Genomic DNA, 25991 nt, shown 5'->3' on the forward strand with positions numbered 1-25991 from the left:
TTTTCCATAAAAGTAATTAATCTTTTTTGAGAAAATAAGTAACATTTAAAAAGGATTTTATTTTAAAATAAAAAAATAATACTTATATATTTATTTTTTTGTTAAACTTCTTTAAGTTTAATAAAGGAGTTTAATTTGGAAACTTTGAGTCAAACTTTGATAAAAAGAAAACCACCCTTTTTAAAATCTTTAATAAAAAGTCTTGGTTTTTGGGTTATTATTGGCATTATTGGCGGAATTATACTTGGATATTTTAATAAAGATTTAGCCTTTGCTAGCAAAGGTGGAGTAGAATATTTTATTAAAACCTTAAAAATATTAATTGGACCTATTATATTTATTACTATTGTACTAGGTATTATCAGTCTTGAAAATCTTAAAAAACTAGGTAGCATTGGGGTTAAATCTGTTCTTTATTTCGAAATAGTAAGCACCTTAGCTTTAGCTATTGGAATTTTTATGGCTAATATAATGCAACCAGGATCTGGAATGAATCTTGATCCAAAGGCACTTGATTTAACTAAAGTTGAAAAATATATCAGTCAAACTCAAGAAATTAGTGCTAAATCAGAAATTATGCATATTTTAAAAGATGCAATTCCAACAGATATTATTAGTCCTTTTACAGAAGGAAAAACTTTGCAAGTTCTTATCATCGCTATTATTACAGCTTTAATTATTTCTTTAATGAAACAAGAAGATAAGCAAGTAATACAAAAAACATTTGAAATTGCTCAAAATTTTGTATTTAAGATCTTGCAAATTGTAATGTATTTTAGCCCTATTGCAGCATTTTCTGCTATGGCTTTATTAATTGCACAATATGGCATTGAATCTTTAATTAATCTTGGCTATCTACTTTTTGTGATGCTCATTTCTTGTCTTATCTTTATTTTTATCATTTTAGGCATTATTTGTTACTTAGCAAAAGTAAATATTTTTAAATTTATGCGTTTTATTTCTAGGGAAGTTTTAATTGTTTTTGCTACAAGTTCAAGCGAATCAGCCCTTGCTCCTTTGATGAGAAAATTAGAAAAAGCAGGATTGTCTAAAACAACAGTTGGGCTTGTGCTACCAACAGGATATAGTTTTAATCTAGATTGTACAAATATTTATTTAGCAATGAGTTTAATTTTCTTAGCACAAGCTTTTAATGTAAACCTTTCTTTAGGTCACGAAATTAGCATTTTAATTGTTTTGATGATAGCATCTAAAGGAGCTGTTGGTGTTACTGGCTCTGGATTTATAGTTCTTGGAAGCACTTTAGCAGCACTAGGAGGTATGCAAATTCCAGAAGCAAATAATGGACTTGGTGGAACTTTGGCTGAAGTTTTACCTGTGGCTGCTATAGGAATTTTGCTTGGGGTTGATAAATTTATGTCAGAAATGAGAGCTGTAGGCAATCTTTGTGGAAATAGTGTCGCAGCCTTAATTGTAAGCATATGGGATAAACAAATTGATAGAGAAAAATTTAAATACGCCCTAGATCATCCTGAAGAATTTCGCAATGCTGGGATGTATTAATTATCTTTTAAGGAAGTCATAGCGCTGAACTTCCTCAAAAATATTGTTATTTTTTTTAAGCTGTTTTAAAAAACTTTTATTTAAATCGATTTTAAAACCTAATTGTAAAATTTTATCTTCATTTTGGTCTAATTCCCTAAAAATAAAATTTAAATTAAAAATACTATAAGGAGAATAAGATATTTTATAATCAACATTTTCTTCATTTTTATTAATGTCAAAATAAAAATAATCATAATTTGGAATTGTAAAACTTACACCGAGCTGGATATTGCGTTTTGTTTGATCAAAATAATAATTTGTATAAGCTTTTAAAAAATTAGCATATCCAAATTCTCCTCCAAAACTAACATCTTTTTGATCTTTCTTTCTATCAATAAAACTATTAATACCAATTAAAAAATTATCCTGCTTATAACGATTAATTAACCCACCTGAATAATTATAATTATCTTCGCTCATATGCAATTCTTTTTGAAATAGTAAAGAAACGTTTTTATATTCGTATAAAGAATTTAAATTTTTAATTGCTAAGTTTTCATTGTTAAAATTTAAGTCACCCCAAGTTTTGTCAATACCGTTTTTATTTTCCAAAAAATTAGATAATAAAGAATTAAAAGAATCCTTAAAATTTACATTATATTCTGGTGTTTTAATTTTTTTTTGAGAAATATTAAAATCAAATTTTTTCCACTGATTATGCATATCAGATTCTGCTAAAGCGTTTATAATGTATATTATTAGAATTAAAAATATTTTTTTCATTACTATCCAAAATAAAATAAAAAACATTATAAAAAAATAAAACAAATTAAAAGTAAAATAAGAAAAATTTGCTAAACTTCAGCTGCGATCGCAATTTAATGTTAAGGAATTATGTTTGAAAAAGGATAATATTATTGCCTCTGGCATATTTATTGTTAGTATTGTTGTCTTTTTTATTTGGGGAAGCTATTATATCTCTAATGATCATCTAATACTCTTTACCCTTGCGAGTGTTTTTGGAATTTTTATGGCTTTTAATATTGGCGGAAATGATGTAGCCAATTCTTTTGGCACAAGTGTTGGTGCAAAAACCATCACCATAAAACAAGCTCTTATAATAGCTGCTATTTTTGAATTAAGCGGAGCTATTTTTGCAGGCGGGGAAGTCACAAAAACTATTCGTTCTAATATAGTAAATTTCTCACAAGATTTAAATCCTATGCTTTTTGTGGCCATTATGCTAACGGCTCTTATTAGCTCTGGAACTTGGATTTTTATAGCTACAAAAAGAGGGCTTCCTGTTTCTACAACACATAGTATTATAGGTGGAATTGTAGGTGCTAGCATTATGATGGGAATGATATACTTTGATGGCGAACAAACTCTTTCTATGGTTAAATGGAGCGGAATTCTAAAAATTGTTATTAGTTGGGTTATTTCCCCTCTTTTAGGCGGTTTAGTAGCTTATGGTATCTTTAGTTATATAGATAAAAAAATTCTTAAACCTTCTAAAAATTTAAACGAACAAGTTAAAAATATCAAAAAGGAAAAGAAAAAATTTAAAGAAGAATATTTTCAAGCTCTTAAAAATAAACCTCAAAATGAACAAATTAAAGAATTAAGTTTAATTGTTCTAGATGATGAAGATAAAGAAAAGAGTTTTTATAAAAATCAAATTAAAGACTTCAAAGAAAGAGAAAAAGCTATTGATATTTTTTCTGTTTTAAAAACCCACATGCCGGTAATAGGTTGCTTAAGTGCTATTATTATCTCTGCCATGTTCTTGTTTAAAGGTTTAAATAATGTTAGCACATTAGATATTTTGCAAAATGTATGGATTATAGGGATATTAGGCATAGTTGGATATATTGTTACTTTTGCTATTGTCAAAATTGTTAGAAAAACTGAGCTAAATAAAACAACTAATAGAATCTTTGCGTGGCTTCAGATTTTTACTGCTTCAAGTTTTGCTTTTTCGCATGGCGCAAACGATATAGCAAATGCTATTGGACCTTTTGCTGCAATTTTAGATGTCTTAAAAAATAACGCAATAAACGCCAACTCACCAGTTCCTTTTGCTGCTCTTTGTATGTTTGGTATAGCTTTAGTTATAGGACTTTGGTTCTTAGGAAAAGAAGTAATAAGAACAGTTGGTTCTAAACTTACAAAGATTAAGCCAACAACAGGATTTAGTGCAGAACTTGGTGCGAGTCTAGTTATACTTTTGGCCACTGGACTTGGAATTCCTGTGAGCTCAACTCATATTTTAATAGGAGCTATTTTAGGCATAGGCCTTTATAACAAAAATGCAAATTGGTCTCTTATGAAACCTATAGGTTTAGCTTGGGTAATTACTTTACCTGCTGCAGGGCTTATAGCAGCTATTGTTTTTATTATTTTTAAATTTGCATTAGGGCTTTAAATTTAAAGAATCTTTTAAATTAAATAAATTTAAAAGATTCTCTTTTGCTTGCATAATATTATCTGTGTTTAACACAAAATCGATATTTTTAGGTTTTTTATAAACTTTATCATAGTATTGCAAAAGCATAGTAATAACTCTTCTTAAGTCGCCTCTATTATAAGAATTTAATAAATCAAGACGAAAATTTGTACTGATATAAGGTGTAATTTTTTCTACAGCTTTTTTAAATTTTAAAGGCGTTATTTTTGTCTTATAAAATTTTTCTATTCTTAAAATACGATTCTCTAAAGAACAAAAGCAATAAATTTTAAAAGAGTTTTGCATTGCCTCATATAAATTTAAAGGCAAAACAATATCTCCTATCCTTCTACTTTCAAGTTCTATAAAAGCTAAATTTTTAATATTTTTAAAATTTTCAAAAAGTTTAGTTTCAAAAAATTTCTGATTTGGTTGATCTCCTAAAATCGATCCAAAAGCTGATCCTAAATGATTTGCTAGTTTTTCAAGATTGATACTTTGAGGTAATAATTCTAAAAGTTCTGTTTTCCCACTTCCTGTGTTACCACAAAGTGCTAAAAGTTTAAAATTCAACTGCTTAGAAAAATAATCATTTAAACACGCTCTATAAGCTTTATAACCACCCTTTAATCTAATTACACGATAACCAAGCTCTGATAAAATAATACCAACACTCTTAGAGCGCATTCCTCCTCTAGAACAATAAATTCCAATAAGAGATTTTAATGGAAATTCTTTATAAAGCTCTAAAATATGTTTTGCCATATTATTACAAATATAACTTGCGCCTTTAATTTTAGCCAAGGATTGATTTTTTGAATATAAAATACCTATTTCTTCAAATTCATTATCATTTAATGCATAAAAATTCTTAGCTTGAGAAATATGAGAATATTTAAATTCTCTAGGGCTTCTTGCATCAATCAAACAATCAAAATTTTGTTTATCAAACTCTTGAAATTCAAACTCTTGAAACATTATTAAAAGCTATTAGTAATTTTTTATAATTTTCTTTAATATCACTTCCATAAACTCTAGTTTTTCCTATTGTTGTAATAAAATTAGTATCCCCACTCCAACGTGGCACAAGGTGATAATGACAATGCATTGCGATCCCAGCTCCAGCATCTTTACTTAAATTCATACCTATATTAATCCCACTAGCATTTAATTCTTGCTTTAAAATTTTTACCCCAAGTCTTACATAATCACTCATTTCTTGCCAAATTTCATTTTTTAAATTTTCTATATGCTCTTCATGAATATAAGGAACAACCATAAAATGACCCACAGAATAAGGATAAGCATTCATCACGCCAAAACAATACTTTGCTCTAAAAATAACCCCTAATTCTTCATCACTTTTTACTTTATTCGCACAATTACAAAAAACACAAGTTTGCTCTTTGTGATTAAAATATTCCTCGCGCCAAGGTGCATATAAATACTGCATTATTTATCCTTACAAAAAACATCAATTCCTAAATTTTGATATTTTTTAATTTCATTTTTTTCTATATTATTACAGGCTAAAATAATTTTAGAGTTAGGGATTAAAGAAATCATTTTTTTATAAGATATTTCATCAAAAGTTTGTAAAAAATAAATTCCTAAAATATCTGCTCCAGCAAAAATAGCTTTGCTTAAATCTTCTTTATCGCTAATTAAAACCAAAGCTTCAAGCCCTAAATATCTTGTAAATTCAAGCAAGCTTTTAAGTTCTTTTAAATTTAAAAATTTAGCATAAAGTAAAATAAAATCTGCTCCATAAACCAAAGATTCAAGAATTTGATATTGATCAAAAATAAATTGTTTATTGAGCAAAGGTAGCTTAATATAACGTCTTATTAAACTTAAATTTTGAATATCTTGAGGTTGCAACTCAATACACAATGCACAATTAGTCTCATCTTTTTCTAAATTTAAAGCTTGATTTAAAAGTTTTTCTTCTTTTTCTTCTTTTATAATGGATATAAATTTTATTTCACCATTTATTCTTTGAAGATTCTTTTTTACTTCTTTTGGAAAAAAAGGATTTGAAGATAAAGATCTTCCTAACATATCATAGGAAAAAATTTTCTTTCTTTTTTCAAGCTCTATTTTGCTTTGTTTTATTTGCTCATTTGTTATTTTAAACATTCTTTAATCGCTTTAAGATGTTCTTTGCTTTCTTTTGAATTTGAAAATTCTTTATCGGAAAAGGTTTGTTCTAAAAGTTCCCATGCCTTTTTACAATCTTTTAATTTATAATAACCCCAAGCAAGCGAATCAATATAATATAAATTGTTTGGCTCTTTTTCTAAAGCAAGTTCAACCAAATGCATTCCTTTTTTAATATCTAAATCATAATCAATTAATAAATATCCATAATAATTTAAATATAAAGCATTGCTATTATCATCTACTCCTTTTTCAAATTTTTTTGCCACAGATAAAATTAAACTCGGAGTTATTTTTTTATCCAAATTTGCCTGTTCAAATTCAAAAATAGCAGCACGCATAAGATATTCTTTATTTCCACTTTGTTCATACATTTTCAAGCTTAAATTTTTAGCTTCATTAAATTTTTTAAGATCTTGATATAAAAAAATTTTAATATTATCATCTAAATCATACTCTATAGCTAAATCTAAAGCTTTTTGTTTTTTTTGTTCTTTATTTAAAACATCAATCAAAGAATAAATAAAGCTTTTATTATTACTTAATCTATAAAGATCTATATAAACGCTTTCAAGCAAATCAAATTGTTTTTCATCATTATAAATTTTAGCCAATATAACACAAGATCTTAGCGTGCAACCATTTTTTTGACGCCATTTTTCAAGTAATTTTTTAATACTTTTAGCATCATTTAAAATTGCATAAGAACTAATAATTTTAAATAAAAAATCCTCTGTTGGATTTTGCTCATAGGCTAATTTATAATATTTTAAAGCATTAATAAAATCTTTTTTTTGCATAAATAAATCGCCATAAAGTTCTAAATTTCTAGGATCATTAGAATTTTTAGCTAAAAGTTCTTTGATTAGTTTTTGTGCCCTATTAAGCTCTAAGCTTTTTAACGCATAAAAAGCACTGAGTCTTTTAAGATTATCATTTTCATCTACATAAGCACTAGCTATATTATCAATCTCTTTAATATCATCTAAATTATTGGCTAATGTTAAAAAATATGCATTTTGCAAAAAAACAACATCTTTATATTCTCTAAAAAGTTCCAAAAAAATATCTCTGGATTTTTTATAATTGTTAAAATATTCATAATTTAAAGCACTAAGAATTTGTGCATCAAGTTTATTGCTTTGTTGCTCTTTGTGGTCTTTAAAAATTACTTGATTTTTATTTGCACAAGCTGTTAAAAAAATAGTTATTAAGATAAATAATAAATTCCTATACATTCTTTTTGTAATTCCTCTTTATGATATTTAAAATATTTCCAAAATGGAAATGTCTTGCATTGTTTAGGTCTTAATTCATAAATACTACAATTTCTTTTTATTTGATCAAAAAAAACACAAGCATATCCTTGTTCAAATTCAACCTCTTTTAAGCTATACCTTAAGCCAACTTTTTTTATAAACTGTTCCATAAATTGCTTCTTATCTAGTTTTAAATAATCACTAAGAAGATTTATTTCTTCATTGTTTATAAAAATATTACCGCTTTCTCCAGTGCAACATTTTCCCCCGCATTTAGCACAAGCATTCTCATCAAAAGCATAAGGAAAATCCTTTTCATATATCATAACTTTTTATCCCAAATCTTAAGCAAATTTCATTCATTTTATCACTCAAATGATTATTTTCATACATTAAAAAAGGAGCTACAATTTCACAAGAACTTTTTACTCCTTTTCTTGCTTTAATCAAAACTAATCTTGATTTTGATTTTATATCTTTATAAACAAAACAAATTTTAATAATTTTTATATTATTTTTCTCTAATAAAGCACAAATTTCGCTTAAAGCCATACTCTCATAGCAAAAATACAAAATTCCTCGAGGTTTTAATAAACGATAAGATTTTTCTATGAAAATTTCTAAAGGTAAAAATTCTCTAAATTTACTTATATTTTTATGAGAATCATTGCCAAGTTGTGCCCCCTGTCTATAAAAAGGAGGATTACTTACAATAAAGTCAAATTTTTTCAAAGGATTAAAATTTTTAAAATCCTCACAAAATACTTTAGCCTCTAAAGAATTGTATTCTAAATTTTTTTTAATAAGTTTTATATTTTCCTCTTGAATATCCAACAAATTTAAATCTAAACTAGAAATATTTTTTTTTAATAATATCCCTATAATTCCACAACCACTCCCAACATCTAAAACTTCAGATTTTATACCCTCTTTTAATATAAAATCTGCAAGCAATAAAGAATCGCTATTGTAACGATAACCTTGTTTATATTGAAAAAAATGTAAAAGCTCCAAATCCATATCCTTAATGAGTTGGAATTTTAACTATCTTTTTTTTATTTATTTGTTGCTCTTTAGAAATATTTTGATCGAAATTTATAAAATCTTTTGCAAAAAGCAAAGAAGAAAAAATAATCAAAAAAATAATCTTATGCATAAATTTTCCTTTATTTTATAAAATAATCCCAAGATACTTTTATAATTGTTAAGGCAACAACAATTAAAAATAAAATTTTTATAAAATGACCCTTAGTCTTTAAAACAAGTTTTGAACCTAAAAATGCACCTATAATTTGCCCAAAACCCATTAAAAGACCTATATCCCATAAAATTTTATACTGCCAAATAAAAATAAAAAGGGCGACAATATTGCTAGAAAAATTTAAAATTTTAGTATTAATACTAGCTTGTTTCATACTAAAACCCAATAAAAAAACACAAACGAAAATCCAAAAAGATCCAGTTCCTGGCCCTAAAAAACCATCGTAAAAACCCAAAGTTAACCCACAAATAATATGAAAAATTTTAATATTTTTAATCTTTGCTTTGCTTTCTTCTTTTCCAAAATTAGGTTTAAATGCAATATATAAAAAGGTAAAAGTTAAACATATTAATATTATAATTTTTAAAGAATCATCTTCAACAAATAAAACACCATAGCTTCCAATAGCCGCTCCAATAGCTGTAAAAAAAACTCCCCAAATTAAATGAGGCAAAGTTGTTGATTTATAGTAAGTAAAAGCAGCGGTCAAAGATCCAAAAACACTTTGAAGTTTATTAGTTGCTATAGCCAAATGCGGTGAAACCCCACAGGCTAAAAGAGCGGGTATAGTTATAAGACCACCTCCTCCTACAATAGAATCAATAAATCCTGCAAAAATAGCAACAAACAAAAGCACAAAATAATAAATTACATCAAAGTTCTCAAGTCCCATGTTTTAAAATCTCCTTACTCTGCCCCAATCTATAAAGAGCAAAATCATATTTTACAGGATCATAAAAATCAAATTCTTTGAGTTTATTTGTTAATTCTAACACGCTTTTAAAGTCATACACTTTGCGCTTAACAAGTCCTAAAGCTATAGAGGTTTTAAAAGTATGTATATCTAAAGGCATTAATAGGTCTTTAGTATGAATTTTATCAAAAAGTCCCATATCAAGATTATCTTTTCTTACCATCCATCTTAAAAACATATTATAACGTTTTAATGGGGATTTTGGAATATTTTCAAAAATTTTAGAAAAGAAAAAATTATATCCATAACTTTCATAATTGTTTAATGTTTTTATTTTTTGCATAAAAATTAAAATAGCATCTAAAATATTCTCTTCTTTTTGATAAGCACTAGTAAATAATTCTTTAAGGGAAATTTCTTGTTTTAATCTTCTAAAAGTAATAAAAATCTGGGTGATATCTTGTTCATTTTGAAAACGATATTTTAATTTTTTACATTTTTTATTAATTTGTTCCTCGCTTGAATTAATTAAATTAAAATCAAGCTTTTTTAAAAAATTAAGTATATTTTTTGCATTTCCATAAGCAAAAAGAGCACAGATTAATGATATAAATTCATCATTATGTATTTTAGCAATTTGAAGAGGATCAGGAGCATTAAACAAAGACTCAAGATTATTTTTTTCTTTTGCTAAATTATCTAATTTTATTTTAAGATTATTTAAATTTTGCATTAAAACCTTCTATTTGCTTTAACTTAATACAAAATCAATACATATAAGAATTTTCAAAAACTAAGAAGAAATTTGACAAAAAAGTCAAATTTCAAAACCATTTTCTAAGATTTAAGCCCCAATAAAGTATCAAGCATTTGATCAACAGTGCTAACAATTTTTGCTGCTGCCCCATAACTTGATTGATATTGTATCAAAGCTGCCAATTCTTCATTGGTATTTACACCGCTTTTGGACTGATACTCTGTATAAACAGAGTTGTATAAAGTGGTATTACTTGCAAGGATAACTTCATTGTTTTCTCCATCGCTTGCAATCTTTCCTGTAAATTTTCTATAATATTCTTCCAAAGTAAGCTTATCAATAGTGCCATCATCATTATAAAAATTTACTTTATCGTATTGAAGTTGGATAATCTTATTTGCCATATCATTACCACTATCTACACCACTTAAACTTGCTCTTAAAGTGCTAGGATCACTTAGTATACTATCTTTAACAGAAATATTCCCTGCATTATTTCCACTAAAAAATCCCCCTATGCTAAAAGCCCCTGCAAAATTGGTTCCTTTATCTTCAATAGCAACTTTAAAACCACTTTTTGCATTGATTTGAAATAAACCACTATTACTTTTTGGATCATAGCTAAAACTTGCATTGATAAAATCATCTACATCATTTTGGCTGTTATGATCGCCATTATCATCGGAGTTAAAATTAATCTGCCTTACCAAATCCTCCATAGTAGTATTAACATCTATAGTAATAGTTTTTGTAGCTTTTTTATCTCCCTTTTCATCGTAAATAACAATATCAAAACTTCCAGGTTGTATAGTTCTATCATAATTCATTAAAGGTATATTAGACTGCAGACCATTAATATAATCAGAAGTCATTGAATTTTTTGCAGAACTTGCATATAAATTATTTGTTTCATTAATTAAAGTTTTTGCAAAAGTATCCAAAGAATCCATATAACCTTGAAGGATTCCATTTTCATACTTTCCTTCTAATTTATTATAATCTCTACCTCGAAGATCAAGTTGTGCTCCAAGCTGCCCTCCTTTAATCTTTCCAGTTAAATCACGAATTTTTTCATCTGCTGTTTCATAATAAATGCTATAAGATTTATTTTTATCATCATAATCAAGCTTTAAAGGATGAAAATTGATTCCATCGACTATAGTAAAACCTTCTATACTAAGATTATATTGATGACCAGGATCTGTAATAGTTTGATCAAAACGACTGTTTTGATCGATTGGGTTTTTAGAAGCAACACTATCTACTAATTTTGAAAGAGTCAATTCTAGCTCATCTCTTCTATCTCTTAATTCATTAGCATGTTCTGTAATCAAAGCTTCTTGTCCATAAATTTGTTTATTAATTGTTGCGATTTCTTCACCAATACGATTGATCTCATCAACTGTTGATTTGATATCATCATTAACTTTTTGTTGCATTTTTCCTAAAGTAGAAAAAGTATTATTTAAGCTTTCTGTTAGGGTTTGAGTAGCTTTAACAAGAGCTACTTTTGTCGCATTTTCATTAGGATTTGAAGCAAAATCATTCCAAGCTTTATTATAATTTTCTAAATCTTTTAAAATTCCAGTTGATTGAAGATCTGGAAATCTTTGGGACACTTCTTTTAATGTATCTCCTAAATATTTTGTATATTCAAGTTGCGTTGAGGCATTTTTTAACTTATAATAAGAATACTCATCATGCAAACGAATGATACTATCAACACTCGTTCCAGTGCCAACTTGCACTCCTCCTGTTGTATAAAATCCATTTGTTGTTTGAACAACTCTTTGACGAGTATAAAAAGTGCTATTAGCATTTGAAATATTATTACTTGTTGTAGCAATTTGAACTTCACTTGCTTTTAGTCCTGTTACTCCTGTATGCAATGTAGAAAAAATACCCATTTATAACCCTTTAAACATTTATTTTAAAAAATGATTCTGGTGTAGTCTTTTTATCTCCATAAGCATTATTTGTTCCATTATTTGTATCAAACATTTTATTAAGCAAGCCATCTAAAAAATCTTTAACAATTAAAACAAATTTTGCATATTCTTTATTTTTTGCATAAAGGGTTTGAAGATTATTTTTAAGTTGATCAAGCTTTTGCTTATCTTCATCATCAAGCACTTGAGATAATCCTGCTGTAGAGCTATTATTAAGAGTAATTAAAGCTTGATCTAGTTCTTTTTTGGCTTGATTAAATTTAGATATTAATTTATTTTTTTCTTCTACACTTGAAGAAACACTTTCATGTTTGGCAACTTTAATATTTTCTATGTCTTCAGTAGTAAGCGAAATTAAATCCTCTAAAATCGCATTGACTTCATCTAAATGTTTTTTTATCATTATTTCTCCTTTTTTACTCAAAAAAGGAGAAAAGAAATTAGATTAAAGAATCTGCAATTGCACTTGCCGTAGCTTTCAAATCTATCTTATACTCTCCATTTTTAATCTGCTCAGCAATTTTTACAACTTTCTCATTTTCCGTTTTTTGAGTGTTATCTAGTTTTATTTTTTTATCTGATTTATTTGTATCTACAGCAGCAATGCTACTAAGATAACCTTGTTTTACTGGATTTATCATTTTTGCCTTCCTTATTAAAATGGATTTTACAATTTCCTATAAGGCATATCGGATAAATCTAAAAAAAATTAACTCCTTTCTTTTAAAAAATCGTATAATAATTTAGAAAATCCAAGTCCGCCACTTAAAGCTTTACTCATAGTATCATTATACATAGACGAATAAATCTCATCACTTGCATCTTTTCCAAAAAGTGAATTTTGATTTTTTAAAGAAATATCAAGCACAGATTTAACCAAAAAAGCTTCAAAAGCATCTGTTTGCTCTTTTAAAGCTTGATCTTGAGGTGTTTTTGCAATAACTTCATTGTCTTTTACTCTAGCTTCAAAAGGTTTTTTTAAATCATAAATTTGACCTGACATATTATAAGTATTTAAGAAATTATCAATTTTCATTATATAACCTCCAAATCAGCATTAATAGCACCTGCTCTTTTTAAATTTTCCATAATGGCTATAATATCATTTGGACTAGCACCTAGCTTATTAAGCATTCTTGCTATATTTGCTACAGTTGTTTTTGAACTATTAATTCTTAAAGTATTAGAATTAGGATCAACAATTCCTCCATCTTTCATATCAATCTCATTACCAGCTAAAGCAGTAGAATTATTAGGATCAATTTTAATAGTAATATCTTTATGAGTAATTAAAATAGGTTCAACTTCTACATCAACTCCAGCAATCACTGTGCCAGTTCTTTCATCAATGATAACTTTATTTTGTGGCGTATAAGCAATATCTTGTTCTAAAACTCTAGCCATAAATTCTACATTAGAAAGATCTTCTGGTTTGTTTAGTTTTATTGTTCTTGAATCAACAGCCTTTGCAACATTTTCTTCAAAAATAGTATTTAAAACTCTTTCTATATCATTGGCTGTTTTAAAATCTGCCGTTTTTAAGCTTAAAGTTAAATTATTGCTTTCATTAAAATTTTGCGGAATTTCTCTTTCAACATTAGCCCCTCCCATTACAGTAGCAGCAGTGGAATGAGATCCTGCTCCTCCTGGTCTTGGAGCTAAACCTCCTACAGATAAAGAACCTTGTGCTATGGCATAAATTTCTCCATCAATCCCTCTTAAAGCTGTAAGCAAAAGAGTTCCACCTTGCAAAGATTTAGCATCTCCTAATGATGAAACAGTTACATCAAGCTTATCTCCGCTTTTTGCAAAAGCAGGAAGTTTTGCAGTTACCATAACTGCTGCAGTATTTTTTGATTTAATATCATTTGGATCAACTTTTATATTCATACCTTGCAAAAGATTTGAAACGGATTGAAGAGTAAATTTAGAACTTGTTCCATCTCCACTTCCATTTAATCCAACAACTAAACCATAACCTATTAATTGGTTGTCTCTTACTCCAACGGTGTTGGCAATATCCTTAATTTGAACCGCAAAAGCACTAGCAATAAAGAATAAAAAAAACGCCAAAATTCTCATCGATTATTCCTTTAATCTATAACTTAATACAAAAACAAAGCAAGAAATGTTCCAATTTTCCAAATATTGATAAAAATAAAAATTACAATTTCTTGTATAAAAGAAACTAAAATCTATAAATTAAACTAATAAAATATTTAATATTCATATAAAAATTAATAAATTTAACTAGTTTAAATCATAAAAATTCCCAGCATACAATATAAAAAGTCTCAAAGCTAAAACTCCAAGCATTACACAAAAAGAATTTAAGAGTATAAAATTTAATCTATAAGCGTGATTTTTTAAAGCAGTAATAGAAATAATACTAGGAATTACAACACCGCATCCAATTACTCCTATCCAAAAAATACAACTTAAAAAACTAAAATTTATACTTATAATCGGAATAATATATCCTTTGCCTTGAAAATAAAGTCCCATAAAAAGAGCAAAAATTAATAACAACTCAATAGGAATCACCCTTAAATCTGCTGCTAAAAGATATTTAGATTTTTCCTCTAAAAGATCTTTTTTAAAAAACAAAATTCCAAAAAATATACAAGCTGCAATTCCACTTGATAAACCGCTTGTTAAAAATAAAACAGGCAAAATAGGACTATTATAAACAGGAAAACTTTCTATAGCAGAAAGTAAAAATCCTGTATAAACTCCAACTCCAACTCCCAAAATAAAGAGAATTCTTTCTATATAAATTAATTTTACTTCTAAAAAATCAAACATAAATTTAAAACTTTTTATAAAAAAACTAAAAAATGTTTTTTGTAAAAACTCTTTATAAATAGCAAGAGCATATATCACGCAAATTGGGGTATAAAAAAGTAAAAGCAAAACTCCTATAGACATAACTGATTTTAAATTATAATGAAATAAAAGCTGATAAAAATTCAAAGGATTACTAAGATCAAAAATGAGAACAATTAGCCCTATAATAATTGCTATAGGAGAAATAAGAATGCCTGATTTAATAAAAGCGATATATGATTTTGCATTGCTCCATTTTAAACTAAGAGCTGTTAAAAGCGCACTTGAAGAAAGTCCTGCTAAAAATAAATAAATAGCTATTGGCCAATGCCAAATTTGATTTGTATTTTCTATGCCCCAAATTTCATTCATAATTTATTTCTCCTTTACTTGCAGCTATGATTAATAATTTTGGTTTTGTTTTAAGGTACTCTTTGTATCTAATGTAATTTTTTTTACTTAAAACACTATAGAGTGGATCATTGATATTTTCTAAGTCTCCAAAAATTAAAGCATCTGAAGGGCACACCCTAACACAAGCAGGCTCTCCATAAAATTTTAAATGAGTATCTTTACAAAAATTACATTTATTAGGAATTTTACTCTTAGGATCCAAAAATCTTGCATTATAAGGACAAGCTGCGATGCAATATAAACAACCCACACATTTATTTGCATCAATATCTACAATACCATTTTCATCTATAAAAGAAGCCTTTGTAGGACAACAAGCAACACAAGGAGCATTTTCACACATCTGGCAAGAATGTCTTTTTAAATCAAAAACTAAATTAGGAAAAATACCTTTAGGGCCCTTGATTTTAACCTGAAGCCTATAAAGGCCTTCAGGAACTGAATTTTCACTACGACAAGCTATAGTACAAGCTTGGCAGCCTATACATTTTTGAGTGTTAAAAATCATTGCGTATTTCATTATAAGCCTTTAAACTTTTTCTATGCTAACACCTATAGTATGAACATTGTTACCACACACTGGCGAAATATCATTTTTTAAAAGATAACTAGCACTTATACCTTTTTTATTTATATGTCCAAAGCCAAAATAAGCAAAAATGGTATCTTCTCTAATACCTATAGTAGGCAAAACTTGTGCTATTACACTACCTACTTCATTTGTGATTTTTATACTATCTCCTTTTTTTAAATTTAAATCATTGGCAATTTTTTGATTAATCCATACAGCATTATTATCCATCAAAGCATTAAGCCAAGGCACATTAACTGTATGTCCATTAGTATGTACAGCTACTTTTCCTTGTATAAAATAAAACTCATTTTCTTCTTTTAATTTTATTTTATTGTATGTTAAAGCTCCCCTTGCACAAGCTTTTTCCAATACCTCATCAAAAAGTTCTATTTTGCCACTTAAAGTCTGACACGCAAGCAAATCTTTAAATTCGCCATCTTCGTCTAAAAATTGCTTAGAATTAGGATATTTTTCTATAAATTTTTCAATACTTTCTTTATCTCTTGCCAATAACTCAATCCCATATTCTAATACTCCTTTATTTTTAAGTTCATATATAAATTCAGGATATTTAAAAGCTTGTTTCATTCTAAAATCTTCTATGTCTTTATAAGGAAAAAATTTATTTAAATTCATATAAGTAGCCAACTCTTTAAAAATTTGACTAGAAGCCTTTGTATCACCTATAGGATCAAGTACTTTCTGACGAACACTATAGCTTGGATATTTGCCTGCATTTGCCAAAAATTGTTCATCTCTTTCAAGATAGCTTGACTCAGGCAAAATCACATCTGCATACATCGCACTATCGCTTAAATATATATCAATGCAAACAAATAATTCAAGTTTTTTAAGAGCTGCTATTACTTCTTTTGCATTATTGGCCGTTATGACCGGATTTGATCTTGAAATAAAAAGTCCAGAAATCGGATAAGGATCTTGAGTTAAAATAGTATTAAAAACTTTAGTATAAATTCCTCTTTTTTCTCCAATTTTGCTAAATTCTCCATCCTTAATATCAACCCCATCTATCCTTAAATCTTTTGGTTTAATAATCTTTGGTAAGACATTTTCAAAGATAGGTGCTACATTTTCTTTTGCAAATTTATTATAAATTTTTGCATTTTTCAAAAAATAAATTCCACCTTTAGTTTCTATATTTCCAAGCAAAGTATTTGCAATGGCTATAGCTCTTCTAAATTCGATTTCTTCAGGAGTAAAAGTGCTTCTATGTCCATAATCTACAATACAATGCGGAGAAAAAGAAGCGCATTCTCGTGCAAGCTCTTTAATCTTTTTAGCATCTATATCACATTCTTTAGCCATAAGTTCTGGGGTGTAATCTTTTATACTTTCTTTAAGCTTCTCAAACCCTATGGTGTATTTTTGAATAAATTTTTTATCATAAAGCTCTTCATAAATTAAAATATGAATAAATGCCAACATAAAAGCTACATCACTTGCTGGTTTTATAGGTATCCACTCATTTGCCTTTGAAGAAAGCATAGAAAAACGAGGATCTAAAGAAACTAATTTACAACCTTTTTCTAAGGCTTTATTTATAGCTCTTATATAACTAATAACCATACCCTCATAAATATTATGTCCAAAACTTAGTATAAATTTAGCATTAGCATAATCTCTTTCTAAAGAACTTGTTCCAAAAACACTTTTTAAAGCCACAGAATAAGCACTAGGACAGGTGTTTCCGTGATCAAAAATATTAGGCGATCCATAAGCATAAGCAAATTGATTTATAAATATAGACTCAGGACCTGATTTTGAGGCAAAGGCAACACTTTTAGCTCCATATTTTGATTTAATTTCATTTAGTTTTAAAGCAATAAACTTATAAGCTTCTTCCCAGCTTATTTCTTTAAATTTTCCCTCACCTCTCTCTCCAATTCTTAATAAAGGTTTAACAAGACGCTTAGGATCTAAAAGCTGACTTACACCAGATCCACCCCTAGCGCAAATCTTTCCTTGAGTTGCTTTAGAATAAATATTTCCTTGTATAAAAAGTTTATTTTCTTTATCTACTCTTACATCAATAAAACATCTTGAACTACACATTTCACAAATACTTTTAGTAAATTTTCTAGGAAATTTTAATTCTTTATCAAAAGCTCCCAAAACTCCAGGCATATTTAATACAATAGGACTCAAACCCACACATTTCATAAAATTTCTTCTACAAGTATTCATGAAATATACTCCAAATTGTTTATAATTTATTTAATATTTATAAAAGTATATTAATAATATCTTAAATATATATTAATATTTTGTTTAATTATTAGATAAAATATCTTTGATTATTTGGCATCATTTAATTCAATCAATTTTATCCATCAAAAATACCTAGCTATAAAAAATATTAAGAATGATGAAGAGATTTATAAATGAAAGTTTTAAAAAGTATTTAATTCTATTTTTAAAAATTTTTAATTTATTTTCAAGGATTATTCCTTGAAGTATTTAATTATCCTATTATTTAAAGGTTGCAAGGATCTTGCATTGTTTTCTAATAATTTTTGAAATTTCAAAATTTGAGATTTTGATAATTCCAAAGGATGCTCCATAACTATCCATTCTATACCTTCTGCATAAGGCTTGGTTGTCAAAGAACCTTTAAAATTAAAATAGGATTTATTTTTAGGCAATAAATCTTTCAAATCTAAATTCAAATTTTTTTTAGAATTCTCCACATTAGTCAAAATTTGATTTAAAATTAAATTTTCCTTTCCTTCTTTAAACAAAACTCCTATTACTAAAATTTGATTTAAAGAATTTTTATGCACAAAATGAAGTTCCAAAGGATATCTAACGTTATTTATGGTATTTTCCGCAGGGATATGAAAATGAAATTCTTTTAAAGTAAATTCCAAACTATTAAAAATAATTTTATTAGAATCTAAGGTGTAAATTTTTAAAACATATTTAGTATTAATAATATTTTTAATCCCGCCACTATAAATAATACTCAAAGAATTATTTATTTTCTTACTTAAATTTTTATCAATATTGATAGGACTTTGATTAGAAGCATTTAACAAATTTAAACTCAAAAATATTAAAAAAATAATTATTTTAAACATATTAAACCTTTTTTAAATTTTTAAAATTATAAATATATTTATTAAAAATTAAATGAATTTCACCATATAAACTTAATTCCATTAATAAACAGAATTCAAATAGTATAAAAACTAAGGCTTGTAGATCCGAATTTTTTTACTTTTATTAAATTAAAAATACCTAAATTTTGTGGTGTTTTTACTAAAGAATAGTGTTCTATTATTATATAAACAATATGAGAAGTATTTAAATTTTTAATTAGCTCATAAACTCTTTCATAAATTTCATCAAAACCATCTCTGATATTAAAAGGAGGATCAAAATAAAGTATCAATTCTTTTTTATTTAAATCACAAACCAAATCTGGTAAAATTTTAAAACTATCTCCTTGTAAAGCTATTATTTCACTACTTATATTTTTAGCATTTTCTAAAGCTATATGATAAGCTTTATAATCAAGCTCTATGGCATAAGCTTTTAAAGCTTCATTACTTAAAGCTTCAGCGGCCATTAAAGCACTCCCGCCAAAAACTTCTATAAAGATCTTATCTCTTAAGATATCCCTTAAAACATTAAACACACAAGCTTTTACTATACTTTTTGTACTTCTTGTAGTACTTAAACTTGGTAAAAGAAGTTTTTTACCTTTAAATTTACCACTTTCAATACTAGTATAAAGCTTCTTAGAATTTTTTCTTTTGAAATCTCTTTCTTTCAAATAAGCCTTACTCGTCATTTAGAACTTGGATTAATTTATTTTTTAATTTTATAATAGATTTATCAATTTCTAATTGATAGCTTTTTTTAAATTCATTAGCTATTGTATCAATTTTAGCTTCTAAAATTCTTCTTTGTTCATCTGCGATTTTTTGTGCAGCAAGTTTTAATGCTTGATCGAATTCTTTTAAAGAAGCAAAAAGTTCTTCTTTACTAAAAGGAATGCTTAAAAAAGGGGAGTTTTCATTGATAATAAATAAAGGCTTAGAGCTTGGAATTTTTTCATCACAAATAATAAAATCACAATCTTTTTTCATAACCAAATAATCTTTTAAAAAAAGCTCTAAAGCTTTTTCTATGATAAGATCTCTGCATTCAAGAGAAATTTTCATATCAAAGTAACCTTTAAAGAATGGCTTTTTAGCGACTCTATTTTAACGCCTGCCATAAGAGCAAAAAATTCATAATGACTAATAATATAAAAATCATTAAATTCTCTACCGCTTGTTTGCATCAATTTTTTAGAACAAGAATCAAACATATAAAAATCACTTGGTGTATCAACAACTAAAAAATCACACCCAGCATCATAAGCTTTGAGTATAATATCAGCTGCTATCTTATAAGAAAGCTCTTCATCTAAATTTAAAAATTCAAAACCTGAAGTTTTTGGATTTTTAGAAAAAGAAATAAATTTTGCTTCAAGCTTAGTACTAAATCTAATATCCTTACGAATAAATAAACCGATATTAAAATCTTTAAAATTATATTTAATATCACTTGGCTCTTTAAATTCACTACGAAAAGATTCTAAGATTATTTCCTTATTGTTCAAAAGGGTTTCATCAAAAAGTTTTGCTTTTAAAATTTCTTGCTTTAGAAAATCAATCGCTTGCTCTAAAACTAAATTTTCAGTTTTTACATGATAAAAAATTCCCCTATTTTCATCTTTAATAATTTTTAAAAAACTCTCTTTTTTATCAGGATATTTTTTTATCATTTGCTCTACAAAATAAAAAAAAGAATCTCCAAGATAACTAGGTAAATATTTTAAAATCTTACTTGTATAGTATAAATAATCATATTTTTCATAAATTTTTCTATCCTCTTCGCTGACTAGATGTGAAATGAGTTTAAAGCGATCATAAAAATCATCTTTATTGATAATAAGATCTTTAACAGCTCTTTTAGTGCTTAATGGTTCTATTTTAAGTTCATAACCTTCATTTTGTAATATTTTATTTAACGGGGTATTTAATTTAAAAGGTTTATTATTAATCAATACAAAAGCATTCTCATTTTTTTCAAATTCAAAATATATATCATCATCACTAATCTGCAAAAGTAAATCATAAAAAGAAGCGAAATTTTCATAATTGTTATAAACATAAGGTTTATAATATGCTTCATAATCTTGTCTACTATCAAATCTAAAAATTCTAAGCTCTAAATCTTTCATTCTAGTTTCCTTTTTTTAAATTATATAAAAATTTCTTAAAATATCTATAAAACAAAGTGTTATTTAAAATGAATTTTTATAAAATAAATAACATGGATAAAGAACAATTTATCATCAATGCCTTTTTAAATTCTATAAATGGCGATGATGGTGCCATAGTCGATAACTGGTGCTTTAGTAAAGATTTATTTTTTGAAAATGTTCATTTTAAAAGATCTTGGATGAGTTTAGAACAAATTGCAAGCAAAGCTTTGCTTATAAATATTTCTGATGCTATAGTGATGAATGCTAAACCAAAATACGCTCTTTTAGGACTTGCTTTACCAAAAAATTTAAGTAAAGCAGAAATCAAAGCTTTGCAAAAAGGATTTTTAAATACGGCTAAGAAATTTAATATAAAAATTATAGGCGGTGATACAATAAGCAATCATAAAATTGATATTAGTATTACTCTTATTTCTGAAATTTTCAAAAAACCTGTTTTTAGAAAAGGCTTAAAAATAGGAGATTTATTAGCCTTTAGCGGAAATTTAGGTCAAAGCTTAAAGGGCTTAGAACTTCTTCAACAAGGTAAAAAGCTAAATTCTAATCATCGTTTCATCAAACCTAAAATAAGAAAAGATTTTTTTTACGAAATTGCTCAAAAACTTAGCTGTGCTATGGATATTTCAGATGGATTAAGCAAAGACTTATCACGCCTGCTTAAAATCAATAATCTAGGAATTTCTTGGTATAAAAATCTTAATTCTTATGAGTTATATAGCGGGGAAGAATATGAAATTTTATTTGCTTTTAATCCAAAATACGAAAATTTTATAAAACAAAGTGCTAAAAAACACAAAGTTAAGCTTAATATTTTTGGTCAAGCTGTGAAAGGAAAATATGAATTTGTTGGAAAAGAACACCACTTTTAAGCGTCTTTATAGCTTAAAACATAGTCCGATTAATGTTTATTTTAGTAAAAATAGTGATGATTTTGTTGTAAGAGAAAAAGCTCTTTATGAATTTTCCAATCAAGGCGAACATTTAATTATGCATATTTGCAAAAAAGATTTGAGCACAAATGAAGCTTTGCAAATTTTAAGCGAAACAAGCGGGATTAAAATAAGGGATTTTGGTTATGCAGGTCTTAAAGATAAACAAGGTTTTACTTTTCAATATATTTCTGTGCTTAAGAAATTCAAAGATCGCTTTCATAATTTTTCTCATCCAAAATTAAAAATTTTAGAATATTTCACTCATCATAATAAATTAAAGATAGGCCATTTAAAAGGTAATTCTTTTTTTATACGTTTAAAAAAAGTCTCTCCCAGTGATGCTTTAAAACTCAAAGAAGCTTTTAATACCTTAAACTCTCAAGGTTTTGCAAATTATTTTGGCTATCAACGCTTTGGAAAATTTGGAGATAATTATCTAGAAGGAATTGAAATTTTAAAAGGCAAAAAAATAAAAAATCCAAAACTCAAAAATTTTCTAATCTCAGCCCTTCAAAGTGAATTTTTTAATCGTTATCTTAGCAAAAGAATAGAAATTTCTCACTTTATTAAAGATTTTAATATCAAAGAATTAACACAACTTTACCCCTTGCACAAAGAAGAGTTACAAATTCTTAAAAAACAAAAAAACTTTTTTAAAATTTTAAAAGGAGATGTGCTAGGGCATTATCCTTATGGAAAATGTTTTATTTGCGAAGATTTAAATAAAGAACAAGAAAGATTTTTTAAAAGAGATATTTCTGCTTTAGGGCTATTGGTAGGCAAGAAAGCTTTTGAAAGTTTAGGTTTTGTTAAAGAACTAGAAAGTGAAGCTTTTAAAGAACTTTTAGAATTTAAAGAACAAATGCAAGGAACTAGACGCTTTATGTGGAGTTATATGGAAAACGCAAAATTTCATTACAACGAAGAAAAAGCTCATGTTGTTTTAGAATTTTTTCTTCAAAAAGGATCTTATGCTACCACTATCTTAGAAGAACTTTTGCATACTAATTTAAAGCTTGATTGTTAATTTTATGTATAATATTACTTGTGCTAAAACCTTCTTCAAAATCTATCAATTCAACTTTTGAAACCAGTTTTTCTCCTACAACTTCTTTATTTTGATAATCTGCTCCTTTAACCAAAACATCAGGCTTTAAAAATGATATCAATTCTAAAGGAGTATCCTCATCAAAAATCACAACAAAATCTACAAAGTAAAAAGCTGCCAACATACAAGCTCTATGAAATTCTGAATTTATAGGACGATTTTTACCTTTAAGTCTTTTTACACTTGCATCAGAATTTAATCCAACAATTAAAATATCACCTAATTTTTTAGCTTTTTCTAGATACTTTATATGACCAAAATGCACTATATCAAAACAACCATTAGTAAAAACTATTTTTTTATTCTCCGTTTTAAGTATCTTTAAAAGCTCTTCTTTGTTTTTAATTTTATTTTCAAAATTATTTTTATTAAAATTTCTAATTTCATCTAAGCTAACACTTACGCTTCCTATTTTTCCTACAACCACAGCTGCAGCTTTATTAGCTAATTCACAAGCCTCTAAAATAGGTATATTGCAAGCCAAAGAAAAAGCTAAAGTTGCAATTACGCTATCCCCTGCTCCTGTTACATCATAAACTTCTAATGCCTTAGCAGGAATAATATGTAATTTTTCATCAAAAAGTGCTATACCATCCTCAGAAAGAGTGATAATAGAGTATTTTAAATCAAAATCCTTTTTAAGCTTTTCGATACCATATTGGAGATTTTCTCCTTCTAAATTATTTATTTTTAAAGCTTTCAAAGCTTCTTGCTTATTTGGGGTTAATAAAGTAGCACCCTTATACTTACTAAAATCATCTCCTTTAGGATCCACTAAAACAGGTATATTAAATTCATTTGCACTTTGAATAATATTTTGACAAATTTTTGGAGTTAAAACTCCTTTTGCATAATCACTTAGCAAAATAGCATTGAAATTCCTAAAAATTTTTTTAAATTCTGTGATTAATTCTTGCTCAAGTTTAATATCTTCATCATCTTCATCATCTAATCTTAAAACTTGCTGATTATGGGCAATAATACGACTTTTAAGCGATGTTTTACGCCCTTTTTGTATCAAAAAATAAGAATTCAGTTTTTCTTTTAAAAAATTTCCATTTTCATCATCGCCAACAACACCAAGTGCAAAAACATCTGCTCCTAGAGCTTTTAAATTCGCATAAACATTAGCACCGCCCCCTAAACGTTTTTCTTGTTTTTTAGACTTCATTATCATAACAGGCGCTTCAGGACTAATACGCGAACTATCGCACCAAACATAACAATCTACCATAAAATCACCTATAACAAGAATCTTTGGCTTTTGTTTTGCTAAAAAATCAAACATTTACTTCCTTTTCAAAAAGTCTTAAAATTTCTGGCAAATAATCTTTTATACCTTCTTCAAGGCTATACTTTGGCTTATAAGCAAAACTTTCATCTAATTTTGCTTGTGTATGAAATTGATAAAATTTTTCATAAGGATTTTTAATATACTCACAAGATAAATTTGTATTTAACTCTTTTTGTAAAATATCTACAATATCTTGAAAAGTTCTTGCTTTTCCGCTACCCACGTTATAGACTCCATTTTTTGCCTCTATAGCTTTAATATTAGCCTCTAGACAATCTTTTATATAAACAAAGTCTCTATAAATTCTATCACTTCCTCTAAATAAACGAGGATTTTTACCCGCTAAAATTTGATGAGCAAATTGCACAATCATAGAAGAGGTTTTACCTTTGTAAAATTCACCCTTTCCATAAACATTAAAATACCTAAGACCTACTAAATGAGCTTTATCATAATATTTTTGAGCCAAAACATCCATCATAAGTTTTGAAAAAGCATAAGGATTTTTAGGATTTTCATTAATCCCTACAATTTGAGGACTAGGAGCATCACCATAAACAGAAGCAGAACTTGCATAGATAAGTTTTGCATTAAGATCAATACTAAGTTTTATAAATTCTTTAAAAGTATTTAAATTAGTGGTTAATATTTTATTTTGATCATAAATTGTAGTATCTGAAATAGCTGCTTTATGAAAAATAATTTCTGGTTTAAAATCTTTTATTATTTTTAAAGTTTTTTCTTCATTTATATCTGCAACATAAAGTTCGCCTTTAAAACCGAGTAAATTTTTAAAATGACCTAAACACTCTAAATTTCCATTTTCAAAAACAGCGCCACTTCTCATTTTATCTACAACTAAAACTTCATGATTTTCCTGTAAAAAAAGAGCTAATGCTGAACCAATAAATCCTGCTCCACCTGTAATAAGTATTCTCATTTAATTATCCTTAAAAATTTTGTTTTAAAAAAATTAAAAGTTCTTTTAAAGAAAAAAAGCTTTTAAAATAATCTTGTTTTTGCAAGTCTTTATTTACAAGAAATAAATTTTTAACTCCTGCATTTTTGCCTGCTTGCATATCGCTAAGGTTATCTCCTATAAAGATAGAATTTTTTATATCTATATCAAATTCATTTTTAGCCTTTAAAATCATACCTGGTTTTGGCTTCCTGCATTCACAGTTTTCTAAGTGTGGACAATAATAAATTTTTGAAATTGTTATATCTTTTTTAGTAAATTCATTTAAGACAAAATTACAAAGTTTTAAAAAATCTTCTTCGCTATAATAACCCCTTGCAATACCTGATTGATTAGTTATTATAAAAACCAAATAATCTTTTAATATAAAATATTTACAAAGATCAAAAATTTCATTATAAAATTCAAAATCTTCTATTTTGTAAACATATTTTTTATCTATATTAATAACACCATCTCTATCTAAAAACAACGCTTTTCTTTTCATAAAAAACATTATAATATAGCTTTTTTGAAATAAACATTTATTTTCT

General features: G+C 26.8%; 29 protein-coding genes. 4 read left to right on the forward strand and 25 right to left on the reverse strand.

The features are described from left to right. Positions 1-135 precede the first annotated feature (135 nt). Positions 136-1524 carry a cation:dicarboxylate symporter family transporter gene (locus CNZW441b_RS04950; RefSeq protein ID WP_131162884.1) on the forward strand — a complete coding sequence of 463 codons (1389 nt, stop codon included), beginning with the start codon at positions 136-138 and terminating at the stop codon, positions 1522-1524. Here CNZW441b_RS04950 and CNZW441b_RS04955 read toward each other — a convergent pair whose 3' ends face one another. Then, entirely contained in the window at positions 1525-2289 is a 765-nt protein-coding gene (locus tag CNZW441b_RS04955) for an inverse autotransporter beta domain-containing protein (protein ID WP_131162885.1), read from the reverse strand. A gap of 115 nt (positions 2290-2404) precedes the next feature. Between CNZW441b_RS04955 and CNZW441b_RS04960 the strand changes: the two genes are divergently transcribed. Next, complete coding sequence (locus tag CNZW441b_RS04960; RefSeq protein WP_131162886.1) at positions 2405-3931, forward strand: inorganic phosphate transporter; 1527 nt, start codon at positions 2405-2407, stop codon at positions 3929-3931. Here CNZW441b_RS04960 and mnmH read toward each other — a convergent pair. The 21 genes from mnmH to CNZW441b_RS05060 form a co-directional block, all read right to left on the reverse strand. After that, entirely contained in the window at positions 3920-4930 is a 1011-nt protein-coding gene (gene mnmH / locus CNZW441b_RS04965) for a tRNA 2-selenouridine(34) synthase MnmH (protein WP_216681268.1), read from the reverse strand. The two genes, CNZW441b_RS04960 and mnmH, sit on opposite strands and share 12 nt — an antisense overlap. Beyond that, on the reverse strand, positions 4914-5405 hold the full coding sequence (locus CNZW441b_RS04970) for an HIT family protein (RefSeq protein ID WP_131162888.1): 492 nt from the start codon (positions 5403-5405) through the stop codon (positions 4914-4916). Before CNZW441b_RS04970 ends, mnmH begins: the two co-directional genes overlap by 17 nt. Further along, a complete protein-coding gene (locus tag CNZW441b_RS04975) occupies positions 5405-6091 on the reverse strand; it encodes a beta/alpha barrel domain-containing protein (RefSeq protein ID WP_131162889.1) in 687 nt (228 codons plus the stop codon). The genes CNZW441b_RS04970 and CNZW441b_RS04975 overlap by 1 nt, the downstream gene beginning before the upstream one ends. After that, entirely contained in the window at positions 6079-7350 is a 1272-nt protein-coding gene (locus CNZW441b_RS04980; RefSeq protein WP_131162890.1) for a tetratricopeptide repeat protein, read from the reverse strand. The genes CNZW441b_RS04975 and CNZW441b_RS04980 overlap by 13 nt, the downstream gene beginning before the upstream one ends. Next, positions 7323-7697, reverse strand: a complete 375-nt coding sequence (locus CNZW441b_RS04985) for a YkgJ family cysteine cluster protein (RefSeq protein WP_131162891.1) — start codon at positions 7695-7697, stop codon at positions 7323-7325. The genes CNZW441b_RS04980 and CNZW441b_RS04985 overlap by 28 nt, the downstream gene beginning before the upstream one ends. After that, positions 7687-8385, reverse strand: a complete 699-nt coding sequence (locus CNZW441b_RS04990) for a tRNA1(Val) (adenine(37)-N6)-methyltransferase (RefSeq protein ID WP_424944978.1) — start codon at positions 8383-8385, stop codon at positions 7687-7689. The genes CNZW441b_RS04985 and CNZW441b_RS04990 overlap by 11 nt, the downstream gene beginning before the upstream one ends. Before the next feature lie 10 nt (positions 8386-8395). After that, positions 8396-8527: a hypothetical protein gene (locus CNZW441b_RS08205; RefSeq protein WP_262867985.1), complete on the reverse strand. Its 132-nt coding sequence runs from the start codon at positions 8525-8527 to the stop codon at positions 8396-8398. Positions 8528-8537: 10 nt separating this feature from the next. Then, positions 8538-9305: a TSUP family transporter gene (locus CNZW441b_RS04995; RefSeq protein ID WP_131162893.1), complete on the reverse strand. Its 768-nt coding sequence runs from the start codon at positions 9303-9305 to the stop codon at positions 8538-8540. Further along, positions 9295-10059, reverse strand: coding sequence for a TIGR02757 family protein (locus tag CNZW441b_RS05000; protein ID WP_131165809.1), 765 nt, complete (start codon positions 10057-10059; stop codon positions 9295-9297). The genes CNZW441b_RS04995 and CNZW441b_RS05000 overlap by 11 nt, the downstream gene beginning before the upstream one ends. Before the next feature lie 104 nt (positions 10060-10163). Further along, the gene (gene flgK, locus CNZW441b_RS05005) at positions 10164-11990 is read right to left on the reverse strand and encodes a flagellar hook-associated protein FlgK (protein ID WP_131165810.1); all 1827 of its coding nucleotides are present in this window, start codon (positions 11988-11990) and stop codon (positions 10164-10166) included. Positions 11991-12000: 10 nt separating this feature from the next. After that, the gene (locus tag CNZW441b_RS05010) at positions 12001-12435 is read right to left on the reverse strand and encodes a flagellar protein FlgN (protein ID WP_131165811.1); all 435 of its coding nucleotides are present in this window, start codon (positions 12433-12435) and stop codon (positions 12001-12003) included. Positions 12436-12472: 37 nt separating this feature from the next. After that, complete coding sequence (locus CNZW441b_RS05015; protein WP_131165812.1) at positions 12473-12673, reverse strand: flagellar biosynthesis anti-sigma factor FlgM; 201 nt, start codon at positions 12671-12673, stop codon at positions 12473-12475. A 68-nt stretch (positions 12674-12741) separates the two neighbouring features. Next, complete coding sequence (locus CNZW441b_RS05020) at positions 12742-13068, reverse strand: rod-binding protein (RefSeq protein WP_131162898.1); 327 nt, start codon at positions 13066-13068, stop codon at positions 12742-12744. Further along, positions 13068-14114 carry a flagellar basal body P-ring protein FlgI gene (locus CNZW441b_RS05025; RefSeq protein WP_131165813.1) on the reverse strand — a complete coding sequence of 349 codons (1047 nt, stop codon included), beginning with the start codon at positions 14112-14114 and terminating at the stop codon, positions 13068-13070. Before CNZW441b_RS05025 ends, CNZW441b_RS05020 begins: the two co-directional genes overlap by 1 nt. Positions 14115-14282: 168 nt before the next feature. Continuing rightward, positions 14283-15230, reverse strand: a complete 948-nt coding sequence (gene nrfD / locus CNZW441b_RS05030) for an NrfD/PsrC family molybdoenzyme membrane anchor subunit (protein ID WP_131165814.1) — start codon at positions 15228-15230, stop codon at positions 14283-14285. Further along, positions 15223-15795: a 4Fe-4S dicluster domain-containing protein gene (locus CNZW441b_RS05035; RefSeq protein WP_131165815.1), complete on the reverse strand. Its 573-nt coding sequence runs from the start codon at positions 15793-15795 to the stop codon at positions 15223-15225. The genes nrfD and CNZW441b_RS05035 overlap by 8 nt, the downstream gene beginning before the upstream one ends. Before the next feature lie 6 nt (positions 15796-15801). Further along, positions 15802-18051: a thiosulfate reductase PhsA gene (phsA, locus tag CNZW441b_RS05040; RefSeq protein ID WP_131165816.1), complete on the reverse strand. Its 2250-nt coding sequence runs from the start codon at positions 18049-18051 to the stop codon at positions 15802-15804. Between the two features lie 257 nt (positions 18052-18308). After that, positions 18309-18944 (reverse strand): carbonic anhydrase family protein, encoded by a 636-nt coding sequence (locus CNZW441b_RS05045; RefSeq protein WP_131165817.1) that lies wholly within the window; start codon positions 18942-18944, stop codon positions 18309-18311. A gap of 95 nt (positions 18945-19039) precedes the next feature. After that, positions 19040-19642, reverse strand: a complete 603-nt coding sequence (locus CNZW441b_RS05050; RefSeq protein ID WP_243830586.1) for an RsmD family RNA methyltransferase — start codon at positions 19640-19642, stop codon at positions 19040-19042. Positions 19643-19649: 7 nt separating this feature from the next. Beyond that, positions 19650-20033 carry an ornithine carbamoyltransferase gene (locus CNZW441b_RS05055; RefSeq protein WP_131165819.1) on the reverse strand — a complete coding sequence of 128 codons (384 nt, stop codon included), beginning with the start codon at positions 20031-20033 and terminating at the stop codon, positions 19650-19652. Further along, positions 20030-21100 carry a DUF5644 domain-containing protein gene (locus CNZW441b_RS05060; protein ID WP_131165820.1) on the reverse strand — a complete coding sequence of 357 codons (1071 nt, stop codon included), beginning with the start codon at positions 21098-21100 and terminating at the stop codon, positions 20030-20032. The genes CNZW441b_RS05055 and CNZW441b_RS05060 overlap by 4 nt, the downstream gene beginning before the upstream one ends. Before the next feature lie 92 nt (positions 21101-21192). Between CNZW441b_RS05060 and CNZW441b_RS05065 the strand changes: the two genes are divergently transcribed. Next, the gene (locus CNZW441b_RS05065) at positions 21193-22014 is read left to right on the forward strand and encodes a thiamine-phosphate kinase (protein ID WP_131165851.1); all 822 of its coding nucleotides are present in this window, start codon (positions 21193-21195) and stop codon (positions 22012-22014) included. After that, the gene (gene truD, locus CNZW441b_RS05070; RefSeq protein ID WP_131165821.1) at positions 21983-23104 is read left to right on the forward strand and encodes a tRNA pseudouridine(13) synthase TruD; all 1122 of its coding nucleotides are present in this window, start codon (positions 21983-21985) and stop codon (positions 23102-23104) included. The genes CNZW441b_RS05065 and truD overlap by 32 nt, the downstream gene beginning before the upstream one ends. Here truD and rfaE1 read toward each other — a convergent pair. Genes rfaE1 through CNZW441b_RS05085 form a run of 3 tightly spaced genes read right to left on the reverse strand, consistent with a single transcriptional unit; the run spans position 23082 to position 25954 of the window. Continuing rightward, positions 23082-24473, reverse strand: coding sequence for a D-glycero-beta-D-manno-heptose-7-phosphate kinase (rfaE1, locus tag CNZW441b_RS05075; protein WP_131165822.1), 1392 nt, complete (start codon positions 24471-24473; stop codon positions 23082-23084). The genes truD and rfaE1 overlap by 23 nt on opposite strands. Continuing rightward, positions 24466-25419, reverse strand: coding sequence for an ADP-glyceromanno-heptose 6-epimerase (gene rfaD / locus CNZW441b_RS05080; RefSeq protein ID WP_131162910.1), 954 nt, complete (start codon positions 25417-25419; stop codon positions 24466-24468). Before rfaD ends, rfaE1 begins: the two co-directional genes overlap by 8 nt. 10 nt (positions 25420-25429) lie before the next feature. Beyond that, complete coding sequence (locus CNZW441b_RS05085; RefSeq protein ID WP_316328900.1) at positions 25430-25954, reverse strand: D-glycero-alpha-D-manno-heptose-1,7-bisphosphate 7-phosphatase; 525 nt, start codon at positions 25952-25954, stop codon at positions 25430-25432. Positions 25955-25991: the final 37 nt, after the last annotated feature.

The organism is Campylobacter novaezeelandiae, assembly GCF_018968685.1.
Taxonomy (GTDB): domain Bacteria; phylum Campylobacterota; class Campylobacteria; order Campylobacterales; family Campylobacteraceae; genus Campylobacter_D; species Campylobacter_D novaezeelandiae.